This is a genomic window from Paenibacillus sp. Y5S-9 (assembly GCF_036894235.1).
GTDB lineage: Bacteria > Bacillota > Bacilli > Paenibacillales > Paenibacillaceae > Paenibacillus.
Window position 1 is genome coordinate 1168378 of record NZ_CP145887.1, and the last position, 25554, is coordinate 1193931.

The following is a 25554-nucleotide window of genomic DNA, read 5'->3' on the forward strand; positions in this document are numbered from 1 at the left end:
GAGATCTATTCCGTATGTTATTTATTGTGTTTTTGATTGCGATCGTATTTGGTACTTTGTTGATTTTTCGGATGGATGAGGATAGAAGGTTAAAAGCCGGAGCGCTGACCGTAGTCGTGTTCAGTATTCTGCTGTGTATGCTACTCATATTCCAAATGGGCAGTTACGGAGGCGATTCTTTTAGCTATTTGGGTTTTTTCAACATGTCATATGGGGCAGCCAACGTATGGATTCACATCTTTATTGTGACGACGCTGGCGGCGTTACTGACGTATCTGGGTGCGAGTGAGTAGCAGAGAAGTGAGGTTAAACAGTGAGGGGAGTTGGTCGGGATTACTCGTCACTGTCTAACCTTTGGCATGTAACGAAGTGCAACTGATCTGACCGCAGCATGATACAGTGATTTTTTATACCTGCTCACAAGTAAATAGTTAGAAGGGAAATAAGCTTCCCATCTAACTATTGTTTGCTTCGTTCATACATTTTTATAGATTGAAGTCACTCGGGTAATCAGTACTGTTACTGTTTAGTGTAAATTGGGATTACTGCTGTTCAAGGATTGCACTTGTCCCTGAATATACTGATGGTAATCACGGAAGCTGCTGATGTGATGCAAAGAATCGGAGTTCTCAGACTGGATCTTAATTTTACCGTCCTGAGGCAATTTTTTCATCTCAGCAATGACGGATTTGGAACCTTGGATATCACCAGACATATCTTGAATTCGCTGTAATAATGCGGGATGTCCTTCATGCTGGAGCATTTCGGCAAGCGGTCGCATTTCCTCCAACTTTTGGCTCGATCGTTCAAGTGTGGTCATCACTTTGTCTCCATCTGTACTTGCACTAAGTGAGACCATTCGGTGGATATGATCTTTCTCCATACGCTCAAGTGCCTCAAGATGAGAAGCTTCCAGTCGTTTGGGATCGCTCCAACTCTCCGACCGGACGGTGTCATTCTGCTGCTGGGAAGCATTATTCGCGGTGCCATTACCACATCCCCATAACAAAGTTGAGCAAGTTAACACAGCTCCAACAGCAATCATACTTTTTAATCTCATACTGTCACTCCTTCGATAATTTCCTGAAGGTAGTATGAGCAATTATATCCAAAATGATGCTTACTCGCTTCATTTCTCTGCCATAATTAAGCATATCACTGGTTTATCTGGTCAAAACGGCCTAGATGGATTCAATTTTATTTAGCTATTCAAACTCAATTTACAGACTTTCTGCTTATTTTTGCAGACATCTGTTTTCGGGTGTACAGATATTGATTTATAATGAATGGATATAAATACAGGTAAATTGTTACAAATAAACTACGCCTAACAACTGAAAAAAAAGAGACCTGGACATTTGGTCCAAGTCATTCCTAATGAAACATAAAAATTGGTGTATCACTTTGTAGTTTTTTCTCAGGAGGAAGGTACTTCCTTTTTCGGGTTTCGACTATCGATAAACCAGCCAGGTCCTTCTACACTGATAACCTCCTGCGAGTCGTAGTTATAGGAAACTGTGATACGTTCATCCTCATGTCCCGTTATATGACCGTATAGATATAGTCGTGAATGAATGGAAGGATCATCAATATCGTGACTCGTTACAATAAAGTCGGCATTATAGTATTTCTTTATGTACTCAACACTTATTGGTGTAGCTGTTTCAACAATACTTTGCTTATCTGAGGTAGACATACTTGAACATCCTCCTAATAAGAATAGAAAAATAAGTAAGGTCAGAGCTGCAGGTTTTATTTGCATAAGCGTTAATTCTCCTTTTATGGAAATAAACTCTAAGCACACTTTAATACAAATTAATGTAATAGACAAGGTGGGGTATCATGACATACATAAATGATAAGACCTATTGGACCATTGCTGATGAGGTATACAAACGAGATTTACCATCATCCGGATATAAAAATGAAAATCTTCCAGGTTGGACAATAGTTGAACCGAAGGGAGCAATACTCCACGATACGAATGGTTCGGGATTTGATGCTTCAGTGTTTTACAATGAGGATAACAATCAAGTTATTATTGGTTATAGGGGAACTGAACCCCCTGATCGTCCCAAATGGAGTGTACTAACAGACTGGGAGACTGATTTAAATGATGTTGTGGGTAATCGAACCAAGAATTTGGAGGAAACTCACAATTATATGGAGCAATATAAGGAAGAGATTGCCTCGTTACCTCTGCATAAACAAATGCCTTTTATTGAGGCTGAATCTAGGTATCAGAATAATCAATTTGTTCAGGCAATGAACCTCTTTGATAAGGTGAAGGAGGAGTACCCAGAAGCTGAAATATCAACGACTGGACACTCGTTGGGAGGTGCTCAGGCGGAATATGTGGCGATTCGTAATGGAATATCGTCAGCTAGTTATAATCCGCCAAGTATTGTGCATTTACTTCCTGATGATTTGCAAGAGAAGGTTCGGAACGGAGATTATCTGAAAACGAATGTGGCCTATGTCCATCCAGGGGATTCTGTGGGTTCTGGTGTGAAGAATGCTGAGCAGCATGTCGGTGCTACTTATTATATCAATTCGACTTTTGAAGATGCTAATCGATACGAGACCATCCCCATGTTCTTACCGGCACCTCGGGAGACGTGGTGGGAACAAAGATTGTTTGGTAACAAGTGGTCGTTTGAATTTATTCGTGTTCCGTCTATATCCGGAGAACAGAGTGTACTATCTAAGTTTTTGGATTCCATGCTAGTGGGTCAGAGAACACATAGTATGGAGCATTTTACATTCGATGAGAAAGGGAACATAAGTAATACATTGTATACGATAGATGGGCGACGTGTGGATGGTCAGCCTAGAGTAGAAAATTATTCAGAGATGATGAAGGCAAGAGAAGAGTTTAAAGAAGCGATGAATATGCTTGTCGAGAAGCATGGTTCTGCTATGGGAGGTTTTGGCCAACTTGCGGCAGCAGTACTAGGAATCAGCCCAGTCGAAATGAATAGACAGAACTCAGCGTACTATGTTGGCGACCAACACGGAAGCACCATTCAGCTAACACCTGAGGAGCTTGGACATGCTTCCAGACAGATGCGGGATAGTCTACATGGTTTTGCCAATGATGCGCGCTCTTCAATCCAGATGTTTCAAGCGCATATATCAACAAGTGAGAGCCAGTCCTTTACACCCATTGCCTATGATGCTACAGCAACGTTGGAGCGGGTCAATCGGTGGTACCAAGAATCCATTACAGAGATCGCAGATTATATCGAACGAAAAAGACAGGATTTTGTTCTGGCAGATCGATAATAGTTTAGCTGCAATGAACTACAGGAGGTGTATATATGGGGAGAATATCTGTCTCTCTGTCAGATTTGAGAAGAGCGATCCAGCAGTGTGAACAGTTGCAGCAACGCTTGATTCAACAGGAACAGCAGATGCGAAACATATATGGAAGACTGCACGATTGGAAGGGAGAGTCCGCAGTACAGTTGTCTGCAAAAATGTCGACATTTCTTGAAGGAACTACATCCAAATTAGCAGAGTTAGAAGCACACAAAGAACAATTAAAACAATATATAAGGAAGATGGAAGAGGCCGACCGCGAAGATCGACGCAAAGCCCAGTACCCTTATTAATCGTCCTTATTTTCCGAACTGGGGGGAATTATGTATATCTATAACAATTTGATATGGCGCTGGACCATCAATCTTCTATATCCTGCCATTATCTTTGTCTTCCAGAGCTGGGGCCCGCTATTGGATTCGTGGACAGGTCCTATTTTGTTCGTCGCGGTGTTCTGCTTTCTATGGAGCGATGTAAAAGACATGTTCCTCTCGACGGGATTGACATGGTTTATTGCCATCCCGTGCTGGTGGTATTGGATTGAACGTCCGAAACCATCGTTCGGTGCAGAACATTTTGCCGCACATCTATGGTTAATTGTACTTATGTATATTGTCTTTGTGCTCATTCCTCAGACCTTAATCCTAACTACTCGGTTGCGGGTAATGCATTATTATAAGAAGTGAAAGTTAGTTGAGAGTAAGCGCCCGTTGGCCGTCTTTTTAAATAAAATGAACGCATGGGAGAGAGTATGCTTGTTAAGCAAAGATATAACGAGAAGTAAAGAAAGAAGTTTTTTGTACATCATGATTTTCACCTTAATATATGGTCTGACATTACTGATCTGGCCGTTGATCGCATTTGCCATGGGAATGTCGCTCGCTGCACCCACTCCATCTGAGTATCAGGTGGCAAGTCGTTTGGAAGGCAATATACTGATGTCATACCCACTCTGTGTTATTGCGGCTTTGGTTTCGGGATGGGTTTCTTATCATGAGAAGAGATACATCTTTCCTTACTGGATCATGCAGTTACCATTGTTATGGATCGCTGCATGGATGCTGGTAGATTACTTCGGGGCAGCACTATCTGACATACCATTTCTACGATAATTAATTGTTTATAGAGATTCAATTTTAAGGAGAGGTTAATCTATGCCCCAAGACAAGCAACCGTAAACGCTTAGCGTACGTGTTGTTCTTTGTATTGGTCGCTCTGTTTTTGATCCGCTCTTGTGGTCCTCAGGACATCGATTCAGTGCTCGGCCAAAATGGTATTGATTTCGAACAGGTGAAGCTAATTACAACTATTGAACCGCGAACACAATTGGTTTTATATCAAGATCTCACTACGAATAACCTGACTCCTGCTTTGATCCAGCAAAATATGTGGTTCCCCGAACTGGCCAGAATAGGCGGGGGTCTGCAGGATAATCCGACCGAGCCGCTTTCTTCTCATATATCAGGATACGAGGAGTCTAAAGGAAAAATGATCTATATTATATACGGGTATCTCCACGATGCTGACATTACCCAGGTGCATATTCGCTACGAATCCAATCTGGCAACTTCACGGTTGGAAGCGGAAATCGTGAAATCGTCTTCCAATCAATCCAGCGGCAGGTTGTGGTATGCGGTAATCCAGCAGCCGATTCACGAGATGATATGGGACATAAAAGGATTAAATGACGAAGGTCACATCATATACTCATCTCTCGATAGTGAGGCATAGGAGCAGGCTGGCTTATGGAATGGAAACTTCGCTGTCATAGATCCGCATGATCTGAACTGCAAACGAACGACATCTAGCTACACAAACACCCCTTATCCGGTTCCAGACGGGCAAGAGGTGTTTTACGTTGTTGCTATACTTTTCTTTTATATTTTCCGGTATATGGGATCGTGAGGTGAATATTGAGTTCCTCAATAGAATCCTCGGATAGAATTAATTTTTCTCCGTCGCCTGATAACTTGTGCCACAATTTCGGATCTTTACGATACAGATTTTCTTGAAGGCCAAATACATCCACGCCACGTTCCAAGCCATGACGATACGTTTGCATGATTTGTTCTTTCAGCTTGGCTTCACTAACCCTGGTCATTTCATCGTATGGCATTGGAATCAGATATTCATATAACGCTGTTAAATATTTGGCATCAATAGAGAATGTGACGTGATCTCCGTGAATGATTGGTTTAATTTTAATGGTAGGCAGACCAACACTGAGGGCGCCATAGATGACATTGTCCTTCTGGATCAGCAAGGGCGCACGACGCATATTTTTGATCAGCCAGTGATAGCCAGGCAGTTGGCTGTGCGGCAAATACTCAAACTTTTTTCCAGACCTCTCAAAAAACGCTCCCTCAATCAAAAACAATTCATGTTCTTTTTTGTTCTGTAGCCAGAGTTCTTTGTTGAGCGCAATGGCGGGCAGATATGTTGTGGTTGCCTCTTCATTATGCTTCGCAATCAGCTCAAAGCTGAGAACAGGTGGGAAGAGTGAATTCTCCATATAACTGGGCAGTGGGTTATGAAGGACGCTGTCCAGCGGTGAAAGATTATAAATAGAAGCTGTGCTCAAAATATCCAGTAAAGGTTCACGTGTACCATATACCCAGGTGGTATAACGTGCCTCCGGGAATCGACCCAGCATGTCGAACACGTCCTTGATGTGTTTGTTATTCAACACACCCTCTGCAAGTACAATCGCCGTCACATGTCCCCAGGCAATGTGTAATTGCGAGGCACGCCACAATTCGTTCATCGCGAGACTCATCGTCTTCCCTTCAGCATGACCAACCCAGATCGGAGGGGCTTCCGCAGTTTTGCTGGAGCTCTCACTTTTGGCTATACTCGCAAAATCCAGTGTCTGTACATAGATGTGATACATACCATCCTTGAAATCGACACCGATCGCCTTGGCATAGTCTACCTGCTGAATTTCATATGCACTCCAGCATCCAGTCGTCATGACAACTAGCGAAAGACTTAACAAGCCTAGCGTACAGCGATGCAACAGTCTGTTCATCGTCCATTACCTTCCTTACGCGGTTTCTGCGTCTCCAAATAGACAGGTCTGCGTTTGCCAATGCCCGTGGGCATTTTGAATAAGGATGAGATGGCTTGTCTGAAATTCAGTGGGGTTAAAGGTGTCAGATAAGGGATGCCAAATGATTTGAGATCTGTCAGGTAGATGAGAAACAGAATCATCGACAGAATGAACCCATAGATGCCCAGTGTTACCCCCAGGACAAAACATAAAAAACGCAAAATCAGGATGGAACTTGTCATGACTTGATTGACAATGGTTGCTCCAGCAACCACAGTTACAGCAATAACAACAATCATCAGCGGGGAGACCATACCGGCGCGGATGGCTGAGTCCCCAATAATCAGACCACCCACCACCGTTAAGGTCTGACCGATGGCGCTTGGCAAACGAACCCCGGCTTCTCGGAACAATTCCATCAGCAACATGATCAGAAACATTTCTATACCAGACTCCATGGGTAATCCCATCCGTCCAACAGATATCGTTGCCACGAGTGGAAACGGAATCTGATCCATATGAAAGGAGGTTAGCGCAATATAAAATCCGGGCAAAAATATGGTGACCAACAGACCGATAAACCTCAACATGCGACCTACATTGACAGGCAAAAAAGGAAAGCTGGCATCCTCTGGTGATTTGAGCAACAGAAACAGATTAACGGGTCCGATAATCGCACTGGGATTACCGTCTACAATAAGAATGAAGCGACCATTGAGCAAGCATTCTGCTGCAAAGTCTGGCCTCCCGGTATAGTGTGTTAACGGAAATAAGGTGATTTTGGCAGGTGATAACAACTCTTCAAGTTCATTAGCCGTCATGATCCGCTCTGTTTGGATTGTGCGAAGGCGATGTTTGACATCGTCAATTAATTCCGGATTGGCAATATTCTTGATATACATCAATGCTACCTTGGTGGCCGAAACTGAGCCAATAAGTTCGATATTGCAGGCTAACTGGTTGGTACGCAGTCTGGTACGAATCAAAGCGACATTTACTGCAAGCGGTTCGATAAACCCGTCTCTCGCTCCGCGGATGGATACTTCTGTCGTGGATTCTTCTGGTGTCCGTGTAGGGATGTTGGATATATCTAAGCTCCACATGGTTTGAAGAGAGGGGAGGCAGATGAGAATATGTCCTTCAAATACCCGTAGGGACATGAGTTCTGTCCCATATGCCGGATCATTCAGATCAAGAGTATTCCACTGGAGATTGATATTTTTTTCGATGTCATTAATGCGAATAAAATGGGTTGATTCATAGGTCCTTTTCAAATCTGGCAGAATGATATCATAGATGGCTTGAGTATCGACCATACCGCTGCAATAGGCCATAATCAGCTTCATTTGCGAATCGCCAAATACATGGCTATCAATAATAACATCATCGGACCCGGCAAAAAAGGTGGTCAGATTGTGTACATTTATATGGAATGGTTTAATCGGTTCAGGTTTTGTTGCTGTTGTTTTGGGTGGGTTTGACATGTTCAGGAACCTCCTTGTCCTTTTTGTGAATGAGAGCGGCTAGCGTTAACAGGATAGTTACGATTGCCACATAAGCTAGCATGACGGGAAACTGTATATGGTGCACATAATAATCTACATAATCAATGCGCCACCACTGGATAGCGAAAGCGCACATAACGAATGAGATACAGACAATGGTAATATATCGCTTCTTCGGTCTGCGGATATCCAGCAGGTCCACAATAAGATATATCGAGATGGCTACTCGGGCGAATGAACCGCTCAGCCACTGGTAAATGGAGAGGAAATCCACGTGTTGAAACAGCTTGCCGATATTCACAAGCTTCCATTGTTCATAGGGACTGTTGCGCTGTTTGGCCGCTTCTTCCGGGCCGAATTCGACAATGGCTCCCATGGTAGGCCCGATCGCCATGCTAATCATGAAAATTCCGAGTAACAGTACATGCCACCAGCGCAGCTTGCTTTTGATCTCATGCTGGAATAACATCAGAATCCAGATTTCCATCAGTCCTGCGAGAGAATAGATCATGCCCCGCATAATCGGAGTGAAGCCGTGTTCCATCATGGGAAACAACTGACCATAATCTTTATACTTCATATTGGCAGACATGACGAAGTAGCCGAGCAGAATAACTAGTGGCAGAAGGATGCTTGAAGTCATGGCGATAGAACGGATTCCTTTAGCTGCTGACCATGCTGCGACGAGTACACCTACTCCGGCTAACACATAGGTGGGTGTAAACGGTAGATAGGTGGACACCGTCCAGTTCGTTGTTTCATATAAAGTATGTGTCCCTAACGCAAGCAGTAAAATCGCAGCAGTTATTCGAAAAATCCACGATGGAATAATGCCAAACTCTCGGGTGATCCAATCGGTTAACCGCTGTCCACGCACACGCCGAATAACGATAAACATCATGCATAGAAACAACATGAATAACGGTGCAGCTACGATAACTGACAACCAGCCGTCCCGACCAGCCTCTTCAAGAATCGCAGGAATGGACAAGACGTGGCAGACCAGTCCGGCACTTAATAAAATGATGGAAAAGGATAACCAGATGGTAATTTGACCTTTTTCATGGCTCATGACATTCACCGTCCGCTCAAGGTAGTTTCCGTTAGGTTGCACAGCATACAGGAAGTTGATTCCTTTTTCAGTTTTTTTCACAGAAAGCTGTAACCGATATGGACGGACTAAGCAGAAAGCTTTAACATACAGTTATAGCAATGTCGAAGACAAGCACTGAGCGAAGTTTAGAGAAATAGGGAAAATAGGGAGGAAACCTACGATGACAAATACGACGAAGGCACCTGGAGAGACAAAAGTTGGCTTTATTGGTACAGGTGTGATGGGTAAAAGCATGGCTGGGCACATCCAGAGAGCCGGATATCCGTTGCATGTCTACACGCGAACTGCTGCCAAAGCGGAAGCATTGGTGAAGGAAGGTGCCGTATGGCATGACACACCAGGCAAACTGGCTGCCGCGTGTGATGTCATCATCACGATGGTGGGGTATCCGAAGGACGTGGAAGAGATCTATCTCGGTGAGGATGGTCTCGTAGCCAATGCCAAACCGGGTTCATATCTGATTGATATGACAACATCCAGCCCGCTGCTGGCTGCACGGATCTTTGAAGCTGCGGAAGCCAAGGGATTGCATGCACTGGACGCGCCTGTATCGGGCGGAGATATCGGAGCGCAGAACGCGAAGTTGTCCATTATGGTTGGTGGTAGTTCGGAGGCATTTGAAGCCGTGCGTCCGCTGTTTGAGCAGATGGGCAGCAACATTGTGTTGCAAGGCAAGGCGGGAGCCGGGCAGCATACCAAAATGTGCAACCAGATTGCCATTGCCTCTGGCATGATGGGCGTATGCGAAGCACTTGCCTATGCCAAGACGTCTGGTCTGGACGCGGAGACCGTGCTGAAGAGTATTGCTACCGGTGCAGCCGGAAGCTGGTCACTCAGCAATCTCGGTCCGCGCATGATCGCAGGCGATTATGAGCCTGGATTCTATGTGAAACATTTTATCAAAGACATGGGAATTGCACTGGAGTCTGCAAAAGCGATGGGCATGAAAACACCTGGGTTGGCTCTGGCCGAATCTCTGTATCAGGAAATAGCGAATAATGGTCTGGAAGAGAAGGGTACACAGGTGCTCTACACCTATTATCTTCAGGCTTAACATCCAAGAGAACAGCAGCGTATTCTTTTTCTATTCAGGAAAGGGTTGCGCTGCTTTTTTTCAATTTTGCGGTTTGTTTATGCGTCTAAAGTCACGGAATTGGTTAAATGTTCATATGTACTTTGCGTTTTAGAGAGATTTTGATCGTTTTCCCTTTATTTTTACCCCGCTTTATCCGACATAAGTAATAGAAGTTTACATAATGAATGTGTCAAAGGATGTTATTCCTCCTGTAATGGTCACCCGTAACCCACACTATAATAGAACGGAGCTTGCCCATGTTCAAGAAAATCCTGTCTCTGTTCAAGACACAACCAGAGCTTGCGAACCAGATTACAGCCTCCGCTTCAGCGTTACCATCAACGACAACCATTCCCCCGCGTATGGTCCGAAGTAAGCGCAAGAAAAAAGCGGAAGGGGATTGGACACGCCAGCCGGAGGAGCCTAGTACAGCAGATCAGCTGATAGGTCTTCCAAGTCAATATAAAGTGCTGAACGATCTGCTCGTTACCAATCCGAAGTCACGCTCCGGTTATTCGCAGATTGATCATGTTGTGATCGGCCCTCGGGCAATCTTTGTGATCGAAACCCGAAATCTGACGACAGGTGAGATCCGTGGCGGACGAAGAGAGGCCAATTGGTCGGTCAGCAGCAGCCGGGTCAAAATGTACAATCCACTTATGCAGCATCGTGCACATGTGGAAGCTATCCATGCACACCTTGGAGACTACAAAAGAGTACGTCTCGTCTCCATGGTGACCTTCACCAACCGATGCCGCATCAGTGTTGATCCTGCTGTGAGGTATGTGAATTCGGACGAACTGATCATCTACGATCATGAATTGGTGGAAACGATTCAGCGCAAGACAGAACGACTTGAGACAGAGGTTCCCGAAACCGTATTTCAAGAGAAGGATATCCAGGCGATCTACGCTCTGTTATCTTCGGTCAATTCCACCGATCCTCAGATTCGGTCAGAGCATATGGAGAAGGCTAAAGGGATCAAATAATTACGTTTCACGAACACTGTTGTCCATATGGACGGCAGTGTTTTTGTGTTGCGGTGGTAGTTAATGCGCGCATAGTAAAAGGCTTTAGACACAGGTATATCGTCGTATACAACCGATTTTTAACTTATGATAGAATGTAGACCATGTCCAATTGTGTGAATCAAGCATGTTATATGAAAGGATATTTTTGTAAGTGAGTGTTCAAGTCTTGGAGCAGAGGTTAATGGTTCTCAGGAATATACATACGATAGGGGAAGATTATACGATGAAATGGAATTATACGATAAAGACGTTCACAGTGATGCTTGGTTTGGCAGCGATTCTGACAGCTTGTGGTGGCGGAGCGAAAGACACGTCTTCGCCGGAGTCTGCTTCCGGTACAGAAGTTGCTTCATCAGAAACAAGCAGCACGAATGCTGCCGTAACAGAAACCGCAGCAACCGGTTCGAATGGGAGTGAGGAGACAGGTTCAGCCGCAAAAGAATCTTCTTCAGCTGACGACGGCAAGATTGGAAAGGACTCCACACTGGAAGAGTTGAAGCAGCAGTATGCGGATAAACTTGGTTATATCCGTGTCCCTCTGAATGATTATCCGGTGCGTCGGGTCAGTGAGGCAGGTTCCAAAAATATTAATGTAGCCAATTATAGCGATGCCGTTGTGGACATGAATGCAGGGGTGCCGATTCATTCCGATTCGCAGCGGTTGATTGATGATGCCTTTCCATTTTTCACAACCGTACAAGCACCTGACGAATCTTATATAACTTGGGAAGAAGCAACCAATCTGGAGCGTGCCATGGTGAAAACACTGTTTATCGCCCGTGAAGGCCTGCTGATTACCGAAGATGCGATGAAAAATAAGGATTATAGCAGTACATCGTTCCAGGATTCGATGGATTTCTTCAGAGTCACAGCGAAATTTGAATCCATGGCACCTGTTGCACAACATCCGCGTGATATTACGTTGAGTACGTTATACGACAAAGCCCGCACGTCATGGGGCAAGCTTGCTGCGATGGACCCGGAGCAGGATGAAGCGGCGTTTGCCGAGATGTATAAGACGACGAGAACCGATGCCAATAATGCCATGGGGTTGCTTAATGTTCTGTTGTCTACCAATGAGGAAGAACGTGTAGAGGAGATTTACGGAAAGGAATAGTAGTATTGAATAAAATTTGAATGAGTTGAACGAAATATAAATATATATATGCTGAGGTATTTCATAGAACCCTGACTGCCGGGACGATCGGTGGTCAGGGTTCTATGTGTTGTGCGTGAGAGTGGAAATAAGAAAAGAGGTGTCGAGCAATTTTTTGAAATCCGCTTGAAACTATATCCAGAACGATGCGTATCATAAGGTATTAATTGTTTTTTAATGTAGAATATTGCCGTATTTCAGAGTATAGTTAAGGAATAATTTAACTTATATTCAACATGATGTAGACATGAAAGTTACTGAAAAATCTTGAAAAGAATGTACGGAACACCAGGTTGAAACTATTGGAGGTTGAGTATGAGTTCATTTAAAAGCTGGTTAAATTCAACAAAACAAGGACTTGAAGAGCAAGTCAAAAAGTTTAAAAATAAAGATTTTATGGATGCCGTGGTTGCAGGGTGTGCACTGGTTGCTTTTGCAGATGGTTCCATTGACGAAGCGGAAAAGAACAAGATGGCCGGTTATATCAACCTGAGTCAGGAATTGAAAGTATTCGATATGGCTGAAGTGATTACACGTTTTAATCATTATGTCGCGAACTTTGAGTTCTCTCCAGAGATCGGGAAGCAGGAAGCGCTGAAAGCCATTGGGAAATTCAAAGCCAAGCCGGATGTAGGACGCGTTATTGTGGGCGTATGCAGTGCGATTGGTTCAGCTGACGGCAACTTTGATGATCAGGAGAAAAGAGTCGTTGCCGAGATATGCATCGTACTTGGACTGAACCCGAGTGAATTCAATCTCTAAGTAGCTATTTTACATATGAAGGGAGGTGAAAATCAGTGGCAAGCATTAATTTGGTCAAAGGACAGAAAATTGATTTAACCAAAGGCAATGCAGGACTTACTGAGGTGATTGCTGGTCTCGGTTGGGACCCGGTAACTGCCAAAGGTTTCTTTGGAAGAAAAAAACAAGCGGATATCGATTGTGATGCATCGGCGATCATGTTGAATGAGGAAGGCAAGTTGGTCAAGGATTCCAACCTGGTTTGCTTCCACAACAAGCAAAGTGCATGTCGTTCGGTTATCCATTCAGGCGACAATTTAACAGGACAGGGAGACGGTGACGACGAACAGATCAAAATGGATCTGTCCCGTATTCCTGCTGATGTTCATAAAGTATTAATCGTTGTTAATATCTACGATTGTGTCAATCGCAAGCAAGATTTTGGCATGATTGAGAAGGCTTATATTCGTATTCTGGATGGTAAAAATTCCAGTGAGCTCGTGAAGTTCAATCTATCCGATAACTACACAGGTTCAACAGCGTTGATCTGTGGTGAATTGTATCGTCATGGAGGCGAATGGAAATTCTCGGCAATTGGAGAGGGTTCCCATGCGGTACATATCAATGAACTCGCTCGCAGGTACTCCTAAGTACAAGATTTAACCTAAATCGACAATAATCCTGATATTCATATGTCACGATAATACAATACACTTAAATAAGCGAGGATGATCATACGATGGCAATTAATCTCTCTAAAGGTCAAAAAATCGATCTGACTAAAACGAACCCAGGTTTGACAAAAATCACAGTAGGCTTGGGCTGGGATACCAATAAGTATGATGGCGGAAAAGACTTTGACCTGGATGTATCGGTATTTTGTGCCAATGCAAACGGTAAAGTAGAAGGCGAGAAAAACTTCATCTTCTTCAACAATCCACAAAATGAAAATGGTTCAGTTGTTCACACCGGTGACAACCGTACAGGAGATGGCGATGGTGATGATGAGCAGATCAATATCGACCTGCCTAACGTACCCGCCAATGTAGAGAAAATTGCATTCTCCATTACGATCTACGAAGCTACAGAACGTAGCCAGAACTTCGGACAAGTCTCCCGTGCTTATGTGCGAATCGTCAACGAAGCAAACAACGAAGAACTGATTCGTTTTGACCTGGGAGAAGACTTCTCCATCGAAACGGGTGTAGTTGTTGGTGAATTGTATCGTCATAACGGTGAGTGGAAGTTCAGTGCCATCGGTAGTGGTTACCAGGATGGATTGGTTGGATTGACACGCGATTACGGTTTGCAATAGGACGTACAGAACGACTTACAGGATGGGAAGAACCGTCTCCTGGACGGTTCTCCTTTTCATTTAATCACATATCTTGGAAAGGTGGAAAAACAAATGACGATCAGTCTTGCCAAAGGACAACGTATTGACCTGACTAAGACGAATCCAGGCCTTACCCGTGTGGTAGTTGGTTTAGGTTGGGACACAAACAAATATAGTGGTGGAGTCGATTTTGACCTGGACGCTTCGGCTTTTTTGTTGTACGAAGATGGAAAAGCCAAAGGTACGGATGACTTTGTTTTTTACAACAATCCAAGCGGCGGTGCGGGTTCAGTGACACATACCGGTGACAATCGTACGGGTGAGGGTGACGGCGATGATGAGCAAGTTGTCGTTGATTTCAGCAAAATCCCTGCGCACATTCACCGGATCGGTATTACGGTAACCATCTACGATGGAGATGGACGAGGGCAGAATTTTGGACAAGTCTCCAATGCTTTTGTTCGTGTTGTAGATGCTGCAAGTGACCGGGAAGTGCTTCGGTTCGACCTCGGAGAGGACTACTCTACAGAAACAGCTGTGGTGTTCTGTGAGTTTTACCGTGCAGGTGCGGACTGGAAATTCCAGGCGGTCGGCAGCGGCTTCACAGGTGGACTATCTGCTTTATGCAAAAATTACGGACTGGATGCACAATAACATAACTTGGCATAGAAAGGTGATTCTGCTATGGCGATTTCTGTCGTGAAAGGCCAGAAGAGTGATCTGACCAAAACCAATCCGGGCTTGTCCCGTCTAACGGTAGGCATTGGTTGGGAGGCAGCCTCGGGTGTAGAGCTGGACACATCAGCATTCCTTCTGGGTCCAGACAATAAAGTGGCTGGAGATGAGGATTTTATCTTTTATAATCAGCCCTCTACCTCGTTCATCACGTATATGGATGGTGGACAGGTTGGTGGCGAGAAGAAACAATTCGCCATTGATCTTGGCAAAATCCCTGCCCGAATTGAGAAAATCGCCTTCAGCCTGACGATTCATGACGGTGAAGCACGACGCCATCATTTTGGACAGGTTCAGCATGGCTTTCTACGGTTTGCCAATGCAGCTACAGGTCAGGAAGTAATGAGATATGATCTGGGGAGCGGTTTTACAGTGGAGACCGCGATTGTCATCGGTGAATTGTATCGTCATAACGGAGAATGGAAGTTCAATGCAATAGGGTCGGGTTTTGCAGGTGGTTTGAATGCACTCTGCGCTAACTTTGGTGTGGATGTGGATGGTGGATCAGACCCTGCACCAACGATTTCAACCGTTCCTCCGACAGCTGTACCGACTCCGCCACCCCCGGTGCCCGCACCAGAACCGACGCCTGCTCCTGTGAATTCGATCAATTTCAGCAAAATTGAATTGAAGAAGAAGGGTGACACCATTAACCTCAAGAAAAATGCGGGGGGACTTGGTGAAATCCTGATTAACCTCAACTGGAATCAACAGGGTAGCAAAGGGTTATTTGGTCGCAGCAAGAGTGTGGATCTGGACTTGGGCTGCCTGTTCGAGATGAAGGATGGTACACGAGATGTGATTCAGGCCTTGGGACAGACGTTTGGTTCACTCAACCGTTTCCCTTATATTGCCCTGGATGGGGATGACCGGACGGGATCGGTTAAGACGGGAGAAAATCTGCGGATTAATGGTGCCCGTATCTCGGAAATTGAGCGCATCTTGGTATTCACCTATATTTATGGTGGTGTGGCCAACTGGTCTCAAGTAGACGGTGTGGTAACCATTCAGCAGAAGGACGGTCCCGATATCATCGTTCGAATGAATGAATACGGGAGCCCGCTTGGCATGTGTGGCATCGCGATGTTACGCAATGTGAACAATGAGACATTCAGTATTGAACGAATCGTGCAGTTCTATAATGGGCATCAGGCGTTGGACGAGGCTCATGATTGGGGAATGCAGTGGGTTGCGGGAAGAAAATAATCATTTGTATTTATTCAATATATAAACGCTGTATCGGTCAGCACCATTGCAAGGATACTGTTGACCAACGTTATCCTCGATAATAGACCATCAATCCCTCCAGATTAGGAGGGATTGGTTTTTATGCCCCGACAGCTGGAATCAACTATTGCAGATTGGCTATTGCCAAAGGTGCGAGGAGGAGACACCCCTGAAATATTTTAACTTTTTGAGTCTGGAAGAAGAAGATACTTTATTTTTCTCTTCACCCGTCTCGTTCAATCACCGGACATCCAAAGATCTACTGGCATATGCTGTTGGGGCTGCTTTATATATGCCCGCGACGCGCACACATATCGCGGACGACATTATGAATGGTAAACATGAAGGTCTGACGACCATTATTATTGATCTGGAGGACGCTGTGGGTGACGACCAAGTAGAGTTTGCCGAGCAGTGTCTGGTACAGCATCTAACTCAACTGATGACTTATATGGAGACAGGCATGCTGAGTCAAGATCAAATGCCTCTTCTGTTTGCTCGTGTACGTTCACCACAACAGTTGGAACGTCTCATTGATACGTTGGGAGAACTGGTGTCCATGCTGACAGGCGTGGCTTTGCCCAAGTTTTGCGTGGGCAATGGAAGAGCCTATTTTGACCAGATCCGCAAGTATAATCAACAGAAACCGGATCATTATCCCGTTCTCTATGGAATGCCTATATTGGAAACGGCTTCAATTATATATCGGGAGACACGTTGGGAGACCTTACTGGGCCTTCGAAACATCCTAGATGAAAATGTTGAATATGTGCTCAATGTACGCATAGGTGCGACCGATTTCTCCAGCTTGTTTGGACTACGCCGAAGCCCGGAATTGACCATATACGATATCGCCACAATCCGTGACTGCATCTCGGATATTATCAATCTGTTTGGACGGATGGACAAGCCGTATGTAATCTCAGGTCCTGTCTGGGAATATTTCAGTCAGCGGGAGCGCGTGTTCAAACCTCAATTACGACAGACTCCATTCGAAGAAACCCTGGGCAAATCAGGGCTGCATCTGAGAATGAAATATATTACGAACACAATGGATGGATTGATGCGTGAAGTCATGATGGACAAGGAAAATGGAATTGTAGGCAAAACGATCATTCATCCTTCTCATATTAAGCCTGTACAAGCGATGTACGTTGTTACACATGAGGAATATTCCGATGCACAAGACATCATCGCCCGTAATGATGGTAGCCTGGGTGTGTTCAAAAGTAATTACTATAACAAAATGAATGAGATTAAACCACACTTGAGCTGGGCGAATCGAATTCTAATCCGATCACAAATATATGGGGTGTTACATGAACAGCAGCATTTTGTCGGGCTCTTGCCCAAGCATGAGCAACAACACAACTACGTTCCCAATTCTTGATCAATTCAGTCTAAACGTTCAGGTTACACATAACCCGCTGCAACTTCCACTAGAATCTCTATTTTCCATGGCCGCACGAATTAATAAGAAACGTTCATTTCTGTTTGTAAGCAGACTGCTGGGCAAGCACATCCCGGTTAACCCGTATACCTCGCTTCTGAGCGGTGCGGCATTGGCTGTTCTGTTATATGAGCACCTGACTGAGGAGACGGAAGAGACGAAATTTCAGATCACCGAGTGGAAACGGGAAATGGTCGAAGGTTTGATTGATCCCAAGCAAGCTCGGCAAGTGTACGGCATGTTGTTGCAAGAGAAATTGAGTTTGCCGGAAACGATTCGTTTTGTTGGTTTTGCGGAGACAGCAACAGCGCTGGGCCACAGCATGTACGAGATGTTTGCTGATCAAGCTTCCTATATTCACACCACTCGCGAATATGTTCCAGCGATGCATCCAGATATTCAATTTGAAGAAGAACATTCCCATGCGATGGCTCATCGTTGTTACGCGTTGGATCATGAAGCCTTTGCAGGAGAGGGTCCGATTGTTCTGGTGGACGACGAGATTACGACGGGCAAAACGACGTTGAATATCATTCGGGATATTCAGGCTAGATACCCCCGGAAGCAGTATGTGATTGCTTCGCTGTTGGACTGGCGTACGGAAGCGGACGAGAATCGATTTGCCGAGTTGGAAGCTGAATTGGGAATTACCATTACACCGTTAAGCCTGTTGAAGGGCCGTATTGAAGTGGTGGGTACTCCACAGTTGGAAGCAACACAGCAAGATGAGCAGCTATCCTATCCTGCCGTGACGATTCAGACCTCTACCGTTGCAGATGCCTTCCATCAGCTGCACGCTACTTCCGAGGATGGTGAAGGTAAACGTAGCACAGCGAGCTACGTCCAGCATACGGGCAGGTTTGGTTTACAATCTCGTCATAATGGCGTATTGCGTCAGGAGATTAGCCGGATTGCAGAACGACTTCAGTCGCAGCGTAAGGGAGAACGGACGTTGGTGATGGGAACAGGGGAGTTCATGTACATTCCAATGCGTATTGCTGCCGAGATGGGAGAAGGCGTGTTGTATCAATCGACTACCCGCAGTCCAATCCATACACATCCGGCTCCAGGATATGCTGTTCGTAGTGGTGCCGGATATGCCTCACCGGAAGACGCATCTGTTCGTAACTTTATCTATAACATCGCCCCGGGACAATATGATGAGATTTTTGTTCTGCTGGAGAGACAGATGTCCGAAGAACGAATGGAACCGATGGTGAAGGCACTGGAGCAGTTGGGATGCGGACACATTCATATTGTGTATTGCGGCTTGCCAGAGAAGACAGGGGACAACGAGCAATGAACTTAACTACACTGGAGCTAGTCAGACAACGTGAGATTCCGTCTCCCGAGCCGATGGGCAGTTATGCTGCATCAGACGTTGTTTTCTTACTGAAGGATATCAGCCATGTGGATCTGGAAAAGGGAACGGGTGAACGGGAGCAAGCGATCCAATCCGGGGTTCATTATTCGGAGATGCTACCCGTGGAATATCAGCCCACAAAAGAATACATCGAGCTGTTCCATCAGACGCTGGAACAATCCGCTGCAAGAATCGCTCGTCATACCGCCATTGTGGCTGAGAAGATTGTAGAGCGCAGGGGACTTAATCTGGTGCTGGTATCTCTGGCTCGAGCCGGAACGCCTATAGGCATCCTGATCAAGCGTTATATTGAATTGAAATACAAAGTGACGATTCCGCATTATAGCATTTCAATTATTCGTGGCAAGGGTATGGACGAGAACGCAATTTTATATATTTTACAGCAGCATGGGCTGGAAACAGCCATTCAATTTGTAGACGGTTGGACAGGCAAAGGGGCTATTCGCAAAGTGCTGAAAGAGTCCTGTGACCAAATGGAACGGACTTATGGTGTAAGTCTTGATGATGATCTTGCTGTATTGGCCGATCCGGGTCAATGCTCAGGCACCTTTGGGACAAGGGAAGATTATCTTATTCCTAGTGCTTGTCTGAATTCCACGGTATCGGGACTGGTGAGCCGTACCGTACTACGCGATGATCTGATCGGGCCGGCAGATTTTCACGGAGCCAAATGGTATCGTGAATGGTCTTCTGCGGATGTGTCGACCCAATACGTGGATACTATTGCTCAGCATTTTCCGCAAATGATGGACCAAGTGGAGATTCGCTCGGACGACAATGCTACCGATACTTCGGAAATCACCTGGAAAGGCTGGCAGGATATCGAGGCCATCCAGCAATCTTTTGGCATTACGAACATTAATCTGATCAAACCTGGAATCGGAGAAACAACCCGGGTGTTACTGCGCCGTGTCCCTTGGAAGATTCTTGTGGACCGTCTGGATAATCCGGATTTGCAACATATTATGATGCTCGCCAGAGACAGAAATGTGCCGGTTGAGGTATATCCCGGACTAACCTATTCCTGTTGCGGCATTATTCAATTCCTGGGAGGTGGAGGAGAATGATGATCTACGCAAGTGATCTGGACCAGACGCTGGTGTACTCCCGTCGTGCGCTCCGTATTCCCGAAGATACACCGGGACTTGTTCCCGCAGAGTGGATTAACGGCAAGTTGTCCGCTTTTATGTCAGCATATGCACTGGAGCGGTTGCAGTCTTTGCCACAAGACATTGTATTTATGCCTGTGACGACACGTACCGTGGAGCAGTACCGGCGCATTCATATTTTTCAGACCGAATGTATTCCGAAATATGCGGTGACGAGTAATGGTGGCAACATCATTGTTGACGGTCAGGTAGACGATGAATGGAACCTGCATATTCGTTCTTTGCTTCGTCAGCAGGCAGCTACTCCTGAAGAGATCCTGGATTTGTTTGACGATGTACTGAGCCCGGAATGGGTGATTAATCAGCGATTGTGTGATGAGCTGTTCTTTGCATTGCTGATCGAACGTGACAAGCTTCCTATGGAGCGCATTGCGGACAAGATTCGGGTGTTAGAGACGCTTGGATGGGAGAGTTCGATTCAGGGTCGGAAGCTCTATCTGGTGCCTTCGGCCGTGAACAAACGAGCTGCAGTGGAGCACATTAGGCAACGCATTGGCGATGTGCCTGTAATTGCTTCGGGCGATTCCTTGCTGGATCGCTGTTTGCTGGACTTTGCGCAGCATGCCATTGCTCCATCTCACGGAGAGCTGCATGTGGAGAGACAGCGTGCACCTGAGCTGGTGCCGTATCAATTTACGAAGCAATTCGGTGCTTTTGCAGCAGATGAGATTCTCGATTACGTCCACCGTATTCATAACGATCAACAGACCCAGATAGACCATGCCGAGATAAGGGAGACCGTATAAATGAAAAAAATGAAGATTTACTTCAACCGTTGGTTCTCTGTAACGTATCATTATATGAATGCAATTCGGGACAATGAGGACGGCATGGAATTTGAGATCTACGGTACTCATCCTGATCCGGGACACATGGCATTACAGGGCTGTGATGTTGCAGAAGTTGAACCGCGTGTAACGGGCCGGGAATATGTTGATTTTTGCCTCGACTTTTGCCGTCGTCATCAGATTGATGTGTTTATTCCACGCTGGAACATGCTGGACATCAGCAGACATATCTCCCTGTTCGAAGAGATCGGTACACGGGTTATCGTATGCTCGGACACGGAATTGTTGGAACAATTGATGGAGAAAGACCGCTTCTATGAATCGGTGCGTGAGAAGGGCATTATGGAGATTCCGGATTATTTCACGGTCAGTAATGCTGCACAATTCCAGCAAGCCTATGAGGCGTTGCGTGCACGTGGACATGATGTATGCTTCAAACCATGTAATGGTGAGGGCGGCATGGGATTCCGGGTGATCAACAATGAGCGTGATCCTTTGCAGGAGTTGTTCGGATATGCGCTTAACTCCATTTCGTATGAAGATGCCCTGCGCGCTTTCTCTTCTGCTCCGTCCTTTCCCAACGTCATGGTGATGGAGGTACTGGAAGGATATGAATACAGCATTGATTGTCTTTCGGACCGCAATGGGAAACTATTAACGGCTATTCCGCGTAGAAAAGAAAGAGGACGTTTGCGTTTGCTTGAAGAAAACGAGGAATTGCTGGCGATTGCCCGCAATGTGGCAGAGGTATATCGGATTCCTTATAATTTTAATATACAGATGAAATATCGCAAGGATACACCGAAGCTGCTGGAGATCAATCCGCGTATGTCGGGTGGGTTGCACATGTCCTGTCTGTCGGGCGTGAACTTCCCGTATCTGGCGGTCAAGTCTGCACTTGGCCATGATATTGGACCACTTCATCCGAAGTTTGGCATACTGGGAAGTCATATCGAACAGCCATTTATAATCGACGTTCAGAAGGTAAGCGGAGTACACCACGTCTAGCTGAGAATTTTCCTCAACATTGACACCTTCTGGATGGTTTTTTTACAATACGGATGAGAGGTTATTCAAAAAGTCCATCTTCTCGGTACTGAAAATCAGACTTTTTGAATATGCACTTTATGTGTTGTTAAGGCAGGAGGACAAGTAATGTTACGGAAAACGAAGATAGGTATAGGCGCATTGGTCGGTTATGGTCTCGCGGCAATCTCGAGTCCCTTTCTACCGGATGTCATCACGTGGGCAATTCCCGCACTGGCAACTGTGGTCGGGGGATTGATTCCTTCACGTTCCACGCCACGTACACAGGTCCAGGGTTCGTCATCAGCCCCTGTACCCATTACAGATATCGGAAATGAACCATCCCGCTTGAATGGTGGACAAGCACCGAGCACAGTGCCAACAGGGGCACGAGAAGCTTCTCTGGCAGAGCCCCAACCGAGCTCCACTCCCGCACAGCATGCGGGCACAGAACAAGCGAAGTCTTCCCGGACCGAACCAGATCCTGTATTTGATCCGGTGATTGAATACCTGGAAGTTCTGGAGGATATGATCATCTCTGAAGGTCAGAAGAACGAGCTGGATAATGAGATCGTGGAGAAATCATTGGCGTTGTTTGCCCGTCTTCAGCGTGTGATTCCTTCCCTTCAGGAGTTAAACAACGGGGATATTAACCATACGGTGCGCAGACTGATTTTGAAAGACCTGAACGGTTTTATTAATCCATTTCTGCGTTTAAGTGGAGAAGCGAAACGCAATAATCGGCGTATGCTGCTGAATGGTCTTCGAGACGTAGATTCCAAAATATCGGATATTGTATCAACGATTGAACATAAAGACTTAATGGAGCTTCAGAACAAAGCGGAACTAATACATCAACGGTATAACAGCTCTGAATTATAGGAGGGATTGGCATGGCAACGGAATGGGCTCAGTTGAAGCAGGAAGATGAGCAACGGATTAACCAGGAAGCAACGCAGCTTATTCAGAAAGTGTCCCAAAGTGATCCGGCTCACCTGGATACCTTAATGGATGATATCGGCAAGTTGGGCGTGAAAACACAAGAGAGAGCAGGACAGACCCTCAAGCTGCTTGATCGTCCAGTCAATGAACTGATGTCCGGGAATCGGGCAGAGGTATCCAACATGATCCTGAAGCTCCGTGATGAATGTGAGAGTTTGCAGCAGAGTAAAAATGTGAGTTTTGTCGGGAAGTTGTTACGTAAAAGCCCGCTGAAAAACTACGTATACCGTTATCAATCCGTTCGCACGAACATTGACGCCATCATTAACGGGTTGCGGGACGGCAAGGACAACCTGGAAGAAAGCATCGTGAACATGCGTCAGTTGAAACGTTCTTCGATTCAGGAGATATACAATCTGCAGACCAAAATCTCCTTTGGTAATCAATTGAAAGCATTGTTCGAAACAGAGATTGCCAAGCCTGAGAACGAGAATCGCAAAGCACATCTGGAGCGTGGATTGCGCAAAGTGGTAACACGTACCCAATCCATGACAGAGATGATTATGCTGTACAATCAGGCAATCGCAGCTACTGACATCATTAATGATAACAATGACAAGCTGATTGATTCCGTTAATAATGCCATTGATAAAACAGCAAATCTGATCACCGTTTCGGCCATGATTGCGATGGCTCTTAATGATCAGGAGAAGGTCATTTCCGCTGTGGAAGCTACGAATAAGACGATTGAAGATCAATTCAAGGAGAACGCCAGATTGTTGAAGACAACAACAGAGAAAACGAATGAACTGTTGTCCAAACCGGCTATGTCCCTTGAAGCGGTCAATCAAGCGATGGGTGATCTAATGTCTGCGCTGGATCTGTCTGAGCAGTCCAATCGCCGGATCATCGAGAGCTGTAACGACTATACCAACAAGATGACAACACTTAACGCCAAAATGAGCGATCGATTGGGTCTGGAAGGGCCGAAGGCTGCTGCTATTCCGGAGAAAAACAAACCGGATTCCAGTGCATTAGGATCTTTCCTGGATTAGTTAATAGAGTAGGGACTCGCTGCATATGGCATGGACATCACTACATGGTTTTATTTTCTACGAGGGACGCTGAGTGCGTCTCTTTGTTTCATTTATTTGATAGAATAAAGCTAAAATCTGGGGTTGTGCGAAGGAGCTTGCTGAACATGCTGGACTTTTCATTTGAGATTATTGATGAGACCAAGATTAATATTCAATACAAATATGGCAGTGAGTTCTTTAACTTTAACCTGTATTATGCGAACGGGAATTGGACACTACATCCTTTTGACGGCATACTGATCCAAAATCGTGAAATGTGCAGTCTGATTGTATCGGAGCTGCTCCGTAACAAAGATTTTCATGTCATGTTGGCCAAAGAGAAAATTATCCTATCCCAGCTGCGTACGAGTGTTAATCTCCAATCCGACGAGCCGGATGAATGGGTTGCAGATCGAAGAAACGCAGATTATTCCAGTCCTGATGATGAGTTGATGGATTACATAGGGAACCACAGTTTCGAAGACATATTACAGCTTGAGCAAGAACAGATTGAGGCCAGAGTGCAGTTCTTCCAACAGATTATTCAGAGAATGTTTATGGAGGGACTTGGACCTGAGGATGCTGATTTTATCAAAGTTCAGGCCGTGATTCGGATATATAAGGAGACGTACGATCGCCTGGGCGAGTTGAATGATGACTACCGGGGTGACCGTGGACGCAGAAGATGGTAGGAAGTAAACTTGAAAAAAAGGTTCATCAGCCATAGGCAGATGAACCTTTGTGTTCTTCTGATACTCAAGGGAGATGAATGGTTTGGATATGATCGGTATGCATAATTAAAGAAGTCCCATCCGCTTCTACCAACGCAAGCAAGTGGCTGTCTGCATTTTTCAATAACCCTGCTCGGTAAGGCTTGCAACCGAGGTTGAGTACAACAAGTTCACCTATCATTTTATGAAGTTGCTGATCGAGTGTACGGGAGAGTGACATGGACGAAGGTTGCATAGGGAAATGTTGCTTACTAAGGGAGTAGGGTGTGCTGTTAGTAGGGGAAGGAATAATATACTTCAGATGATTAATGGAAACATAGATAGAATGATATAACGGAGAGTAGAACATGAAGTAGTCATTCATAATATTTGTAATATAACCATGCAATGTTTTCCCTCCGATGGAGATTTCACTGAAACGTCCACGGGCGTTCATCAGCATTTTGCGGTAAGAGATGTTGGTGTGATCCATCTCGGGGTCAGGTGTTGGCACAATCATACTTGAATCATCTGCTGTGCCGACATGCATGGATTGAACATGATGAAGTGGAATATAGACAAATCGCTGGTTTCCGTAGACTACAATCAGATCCTGGCCTACATCAATGATCTCACCCTGGATCGGTAGTTTACAGCCAGATAGCTCCAATTCGACGGATTTACCCAGCCAATGCGTAAGAAGTTCCACAGTATTCCTC

General features: G+C 45.4%; 28 protein-coding genes. 22 read left to right on the forward strand and 6 right to left on the reverse strand.

Going from position 1 to position 25554, the window contains the following annotated elements; translation table 11 throughout:
* The first annotated feature begins 14 nt into the window (after nt 1–14).
* Entirely contained in the window at nt 15–293 is a 279-nt protein-coding gene (locus V6669_RS05110; RefSeq protein ID WP_338591349.1) for a hypothetical protein, read from the forward strand.
* 233 nt (nt 294–526) lie between these two features.
* Here V6669_RS05110 and V6669_RS05115 read toward each other — a convergent pair whose 3' ends face one another.
* A complete protein-coding gene (locus V6669_RS05115; RefSeq protein WP_338591351.1) occupies nt 527–1060 on the reverse strand; it encodes a hypothetical protein in 534 nt (177 codons plus the stop codon).
* Nucleotides 1061–1417: 357 nt separating this feature from the next.
* Nucleotides 1418–1696, reverse strand: coding sequence for a hypothetical protein (locus V6669_RS05120; RefSeq protein WP_338591354.1), 279 nt, complete (start codon nt 1694–1696; stop codon nt 1418–1420).
* Nucleotides 1697–1842: 146 nt separating this feature from the next.
* Between V6669_RS05120 and V6669_RS05125 the strand changes: the two genes are divergently transcribed.
* The 5 genes from V6669_RS05125 to V6669_RS05145 all read left to right on the forward strand — a co-directional run bounded on the left by V6669_RS05125 (nt 1843) and on the right by V6669_RS05145 (nt 5052).
* The gene (locus V6669_RS05125; RefSeq protein ID WP_338591356.1) at nt 1843–3285 is read left to right on the forward strand and encodes a hypothetical protein; all 1443 of its coding nucleotides are present in this window, start codon (nt 1843–1845) and stop codon (nt 3283–3285) included.
* 35 nt (nt 3286–3320) lie between these two features.
* Nucleotides 3321–3614 (forward strand): hypothetical protein, encoded by a 294-nt coding sequence (locus tag V6669_RS05130; RefSeq protein WP_100526553.1) that lies wholly within the window; start codon nt 3321–3323, stop codon nt 3612–3614.
* A 30-nt stretch (nt 3615–3644) separates the two neighbouring features.
* On the forward strand, nt 3645–4007 hold the full coding sequence (locus V6669_RS05135) for a hypothetical protein (protein ID WP_338591362.1): 363 nt from the start codon (nt 3645–3647) through the stop codon (nt 4005–4007).
* A gap of 69 nt (nt 4008–4076) precedes the next feature.
* A complete protein-coding gene (locus tag V6669_RS05140) occupies nt 4077–4433 on the forward strand; it encodes a hypothetical protein (protein ID WP_338591364.1) in 357 nt (118 codons plus the stop codon).
* Between the two features lie 145 nt (nt 4434–4578).
* Complete coding sequence (locus V6669_RS05145; protein ID WP_338591367.1) at nt 4579–5052, forward strand: hypothetical protein; 474 nt, start codon at nt 4579–4581, stop codon at nt 5050–5052.
* A gap of 133 nt (nt 5053–5185) precedes the next feature.
* On the opposite strand, the gene V6669_RS05150 is transcribed toward V6669_RS05145, so the two are convergent.
* From V6669_RS05150 to V6669_RS05160, 3 genes are read right to left on the reverse strand one after another with little or no spacing between them, the layout of a single operon-like run.
* Nucleotides 5186–6349: a Ger(x)C family spore germination protein gene (locus V6669_RS05150; protein ID WP_338591370.1), complete on the reverse strand. Its 1164-nt coding sequence runs from the start codon at nt 6347–6349 to the stop codon at nt 5186–5188.
* A complete protein-coding gene (locus V6669_RS05155) occupies nt 6346–7854 on the reverse strand; it encodes a spore germination protein (RefSeq protein WP_338591371.1) in 1509 nt (502 codons plus the stop codon). Before V6669_RS05155 ends, V6669_RS05150 begins: the two co-directional genes overlap by 4 nt.
* Entirely contained in the window at nt 7817–9028 is a 1212-nt protein-coding gene (locus V6669_RS05160) for an endospore germination permease (RefSeq protein ID WP_338591373.1), read from the reverse strand. The genes V6669_RS05155 and V6669_RS05160 overlap by 38 nt, the downstream gene beginning before the upstream one ends.
* Before the next feature lie 121 nt (nt 9029–9149).
* Here V6669_RS05160 and V6669_RS05165 point away from each other — a divergent pair, with 121 nt between their 5' ends.
* From V6669_RS05165 to V6669_RS05240, 16 genes are all read left to right on the forward strand, one after another.
* Complete coding sequence (locus V6669_RS05165; RefSeq protein WP_338591375.1) at nt 9150–10043, forward strand: NAD(P)-dependent oxidoreductase; 894 nt, start codon at nt 9150–9152, stop codon at nt 10041–10043.
* Nucleotides 10044–10321: 278 nt separating this feature from the next.
* Nucleotides 10322–11053, forward strand: a complete 732-nt coding sequence (locus V6669_RS05170) for a nuclease-related domain-containing protein (RefSeq protein WP_017690394.1) — start codon at nt 10322–10324, stop codon at nt 11051–11053.
* 265 nt (nt 11054–11318) lie between these two features.
* On the forward strand, nt 11319–12212 hold the full coding sequence (locus V6669_RS05175; RefSeq protein WP_338591379.1) for a hypothetical protein: 894 nt from the start codon (nt 11319–11321) through the stop codon (nt 12210–12212).
* A gap of 354 nt (nt 12213–12566) precedes the next feature.
* Complete coding sequence (locus V6669_RS05180; protein WP_036606259.1) at nt 12567–13013, forward strand: tellurite resistance TerB family protein; 447 nt, start codon at nt 12567–12569, stop codon at nt 13011–13013.
* A 35-nt stretch (nt 13014–13048) separates the two neighbouring features.
* A complete protein-coding gene (locus tag V6669_RS05185; protein ID WP_062837433.1) occupies nt 13049–13642 on the forward strand; it encodes a TerD family protein in 594 nt (197 codons plus the stop codon).
* Nucleotides 13643–13731: 89 nt separating this feature from the next.
* A complete protein-coding gene (locus tag V6669_RS05190; protein WP_091015801.1) occupies nt 13732–14307 on the forward strand; it encodes a TerD family protein in 576 nt (191 codons plus the stop codon).
* A 93-nt stretch (nt 14308–14400) separates the two neighbouring features.
* Nucleotides 14401–14982 carry a TerD family protein gene (locus tag V6669_RS05195; protein WP_036606267.1) on the forward strand — a complete coding sequence of 194 codons (582 nt, stop codon included), beginning with the start codon at nt 14401–14403 and terminating at the stop codon, nt 14980–14982.
* Between the two features lie 30 nt (nt 14983–15012).
* Nucleotides 15013–16269, forward strand: a complete 1257-nt coding sequence (locus V6669_RS05200) for a TerD family protein (RefSeq protein WP_338591393.1) — start codon at nt 15013–15015, stop codon at nt 16267–16269.
* 190 nt (nt 16270–16459) lie between these two features.
* Nucleotides 16460–17680 carry an HpcH/HpaI aldolase/citrate lyase family protein gene (locus V6669_RS05205; protein WP_338594845.1) on the forward strand — a complete coding sequence of 407 codons (1221 nt, stop codon included), beginning with the start codon at nt 16460–16462 and terminating at the stop codon, nt 17678–17680.
* Nucleotides 17610–19043 carry a phosphoribosyltransferase family protein gene (locus tag V6669_RS05210; RefSeq protein ID WP_338591396.1) on the forward strand — a complete coding sequence of 478 codons (1434 nt, stop codon included), beginning with the start codon at nt 17610–17612 and terminating at the stop codon, nt 19041–19043. Before V6669_RS05205 ends, V6669_RS05210 begins: the two co-directional genes overlap by 71 nt.
* Nucleotides 19040–20191 carry a cysteine protease StiP family protein gene (locus V6669_RS05215; protein WP_338591399.1) on the forward strand — a complete coding sequence of 384 codons (1152 nt, stop codon included), beginning with the start codon at nt 19040–19042 and terminating at the stop codon, nt 20189–20191. The genes V6669_RS05210 and V6669_RS05215 overlap by 4 nt, the downstream gene beginning before the upstream one ends.
* Nucleotides 20191–21039: a hydrolase gene (locus V6669_RS05220; RefSeq protein WP_338594846.1), complete on the forward strand. Its 849-nt coding sequence runs from the start codon at nt 20191–20193 to the stop codon at nt 21037–21039. Before V6669_RS05215 ends, V6669_RS05220 begins: the two co-directional genes overlap by 1 nt.
* Nucleotides 21040–22089, forward strand: a complete 1050-nt coding sequence (locus tag V6669_RS05225) for an ATP-grasp domain-containing protein (protein WP_124117250.1) — start codon at nt 21040–21042, stop codon at nt 22087–22089.
* A 147-nt stretch (nt 22090–22236) separates the two neighbouring features.
* The gene (locus V6669_RS05230; RefSeq protein ID WP_338591402.1) at nt 22237–22989 is read left to right on the forward strand and encodes a hypothetical protein; all 753 of its coding nucleotides are present in this window, start codon (nt 22237–22239) and stop codon (nt 22987–22989) included.
* An 11-nt stretch (nt 22990–23000) separates the two neighbouring features.
* Nucleotides 23001–24104 carry a toxic anion resistance protein gene (locus V6669_RS05235; protein ID WP_036606281.1) on the forward strand — a complete coding sequence of 368 codons (1104 nt, stop codon included), beginning with the start codon at nt 23001–23003 and terminating at the stop codon, nt 24102–24104.
* A 146-nt stretch (nt 24105–24250) separates the two neighbouring features.
* Entirely contained in the window at nt 24251–24817 is a 567-nt protein-coding gene (locus tag V6669_RS05240; protein ID WP_338591407.1) for a hypothetical protein, read from the forward strand.
* A 64-nt stretch (nt 24818–24881) separates the two neighbouring features.
* On the opposite strand, the gene V6669_RS05245 is transcribed toward V6669_RS05240, so the two are convergent.
* A complete protein-coding gene (locus tag V6669_RS05245; RefSeq protein WP_338591410.1) occupies nt 24882–25544 on the reverse strand; it encodes a DUF2642 domain-containing protein in 663 nt (220 codons plus the stop codon).
* Between the last annotated feature and the right edge of the window lie 10 nt (nt 25545–25554).

Excerpts from the sequence above, each read along its gene's own strand:
- V6669_RS05110 (WP_338591349.1), top strand. The coding sequence starts at position 15 with ATGTTATTTATTGTGTTTTTGATTGCGATCGTATTTGGTACTTTGTTG.
- V6669_RS05115 (WP_338591351.1), bottom strand. The coding sequence starts at position 1,060 with ATGAGATTAAAAAGTATGATTGCTGTTGGAGCTGTGTTAACTTGCTCA.
- V6669_RS05120 (WP_338591354.1), bottom strand. The coding sequence starts at position 1,696 with ATGTCTACCTCAGATAAGCAAAGTATTGTTGAAACAGCTACACCAATA.
- V6669_RS05125 (WP_338591356.1), top strand. The coding sequence starts at position 1,843 with ATGACATACATAAATGATAAGACCTATTGGACCATTGCTGATGAGGTA.
- V6669_RS05130 (WP_100526553.1), top strand. The coding sequence starts at position 3,321 with ATGGGGAGAATATCTGTCTCTCTGTCAGATTTGAGAAGAGCGATCCAG.
- V6669_RS05135 (WP_338591362.1), top strand. The coding sequence starts at position 3,645 with ATGTATATCTATAACAATTTGATATGGCGCTGGACCATCAATCTTCTA.
- V6669_RS05150 (WP_338591370.1), bottom strand. The coding sequence starts at position 6,349 with ATGAACAGACTGTTGCATCGCTGTACGCTAGGCTTGTTAAGTCTTTCG.
- V6669_RS05155 (WP_338591371.1), bottom strand. The coding sequence starts at position 7,854 with ATGTCAAACCCACCCAAAACAACAGCAACAAAACCTGAACCGATTAAA.
- V6669_RS05165 (WP_338591375.1), top strand. The coding sequence starts at position 9,150 with ATGACAAATACGACGAAGGCACCTGGAGAGACAAAAGTTGGCTTTATT.
- V6669_RS05170 (WP_017690394.1), top strand. The coding sequence starts at position 10,322 with ATGTTCAAGAAAATCCTGTCTCTGTTCAAGACACAACCAGAGCTTGCG.
- V6669_RS05175 (WP_338591379.1), top strand. The coding sequence starts at position 11,319 with ATGAAATGGAATTATACGATAAAGACGTTCACAGTGATGCTTGGTTTG.
- V6669_RS05180 (WP_036606259.1), top strand. The coding sequence starts at position 12,567 with ATGAGTTCATTTAAAAGCTGGTTAAATTCAACAAAACAAGGACTTGAA.
- V6669_RS05190 (WP_091015801.1), top strand. The coding sequence starts at position 13,732 with ATGGCAATTAATCTCTCTAAAGGTCAAAAAATCGATCTGACTAAAACG.
- V6669_RS05195 (WP_036606267.1), top strand. The coding sequence starts at position 14,401 with ATGACGATCAGTCTTGCCAAAGGACAACGTATTGACCTGACTAAGACG.
- V6669_RS05200 (WP_338591393.1), top strand. The coding sequence starts at position 15,013 with ATGGCGATTTCTGTCGTGAAAGGCCAGAAGAGTGATCTGACCAAAACC.
- V6669_RS05210 (WP_338591396.1), top strand. The coding sequence starts at position 17,610 with ATGAACAGCAGCATTTTGTCGGGCTCTTGCCCAAGCATGAGCAACAAC.
- V6669_RS05215 (WP_338591399.1), top strand. The coding sequence starts at position 19,040 with ATGAACTTAACTACACTGGAGCTAGTCAGACAACGTGAGATTCCGTCT.
- V6669_RS05220 (WP_338594846.1), top strand. The coding sequence starts at position 20,191 with ATGATCTACGCAAGTGATCTGGACCAGACGCTGGTGTACTCCCGTCGT.
- V6669_RS05225 (WP_124117250.1), top strand. The coding sequence starts at position 21,040 with ATGAAAAAAATGAAGATTTACTTCAACCGTTGGTTCTCTGTAACGTAT.
- V6669_RS05230 (WP_338591402.1), top strand. The coding sequence starts at position 22,237 with ATGTTACGGAAAACGAAGATAGGTATAGGCGCATTGGTCGGTTATGGT.
- V6669_RS05235 (WP_036606281.1), top strand. The coding sequence starts at position 23,001 with ATGGCAACGGAATGGGCTCAGTTGAAGCAGGAAGATGAGCAACGGATT.
- V6669_RS05240 (WP_338591407.1), top strand. The coding sequence starts at position 24,251 with ATGCTGGACTTTTCATTTGAGATTATTGATGAGACCAAGATTAATATT.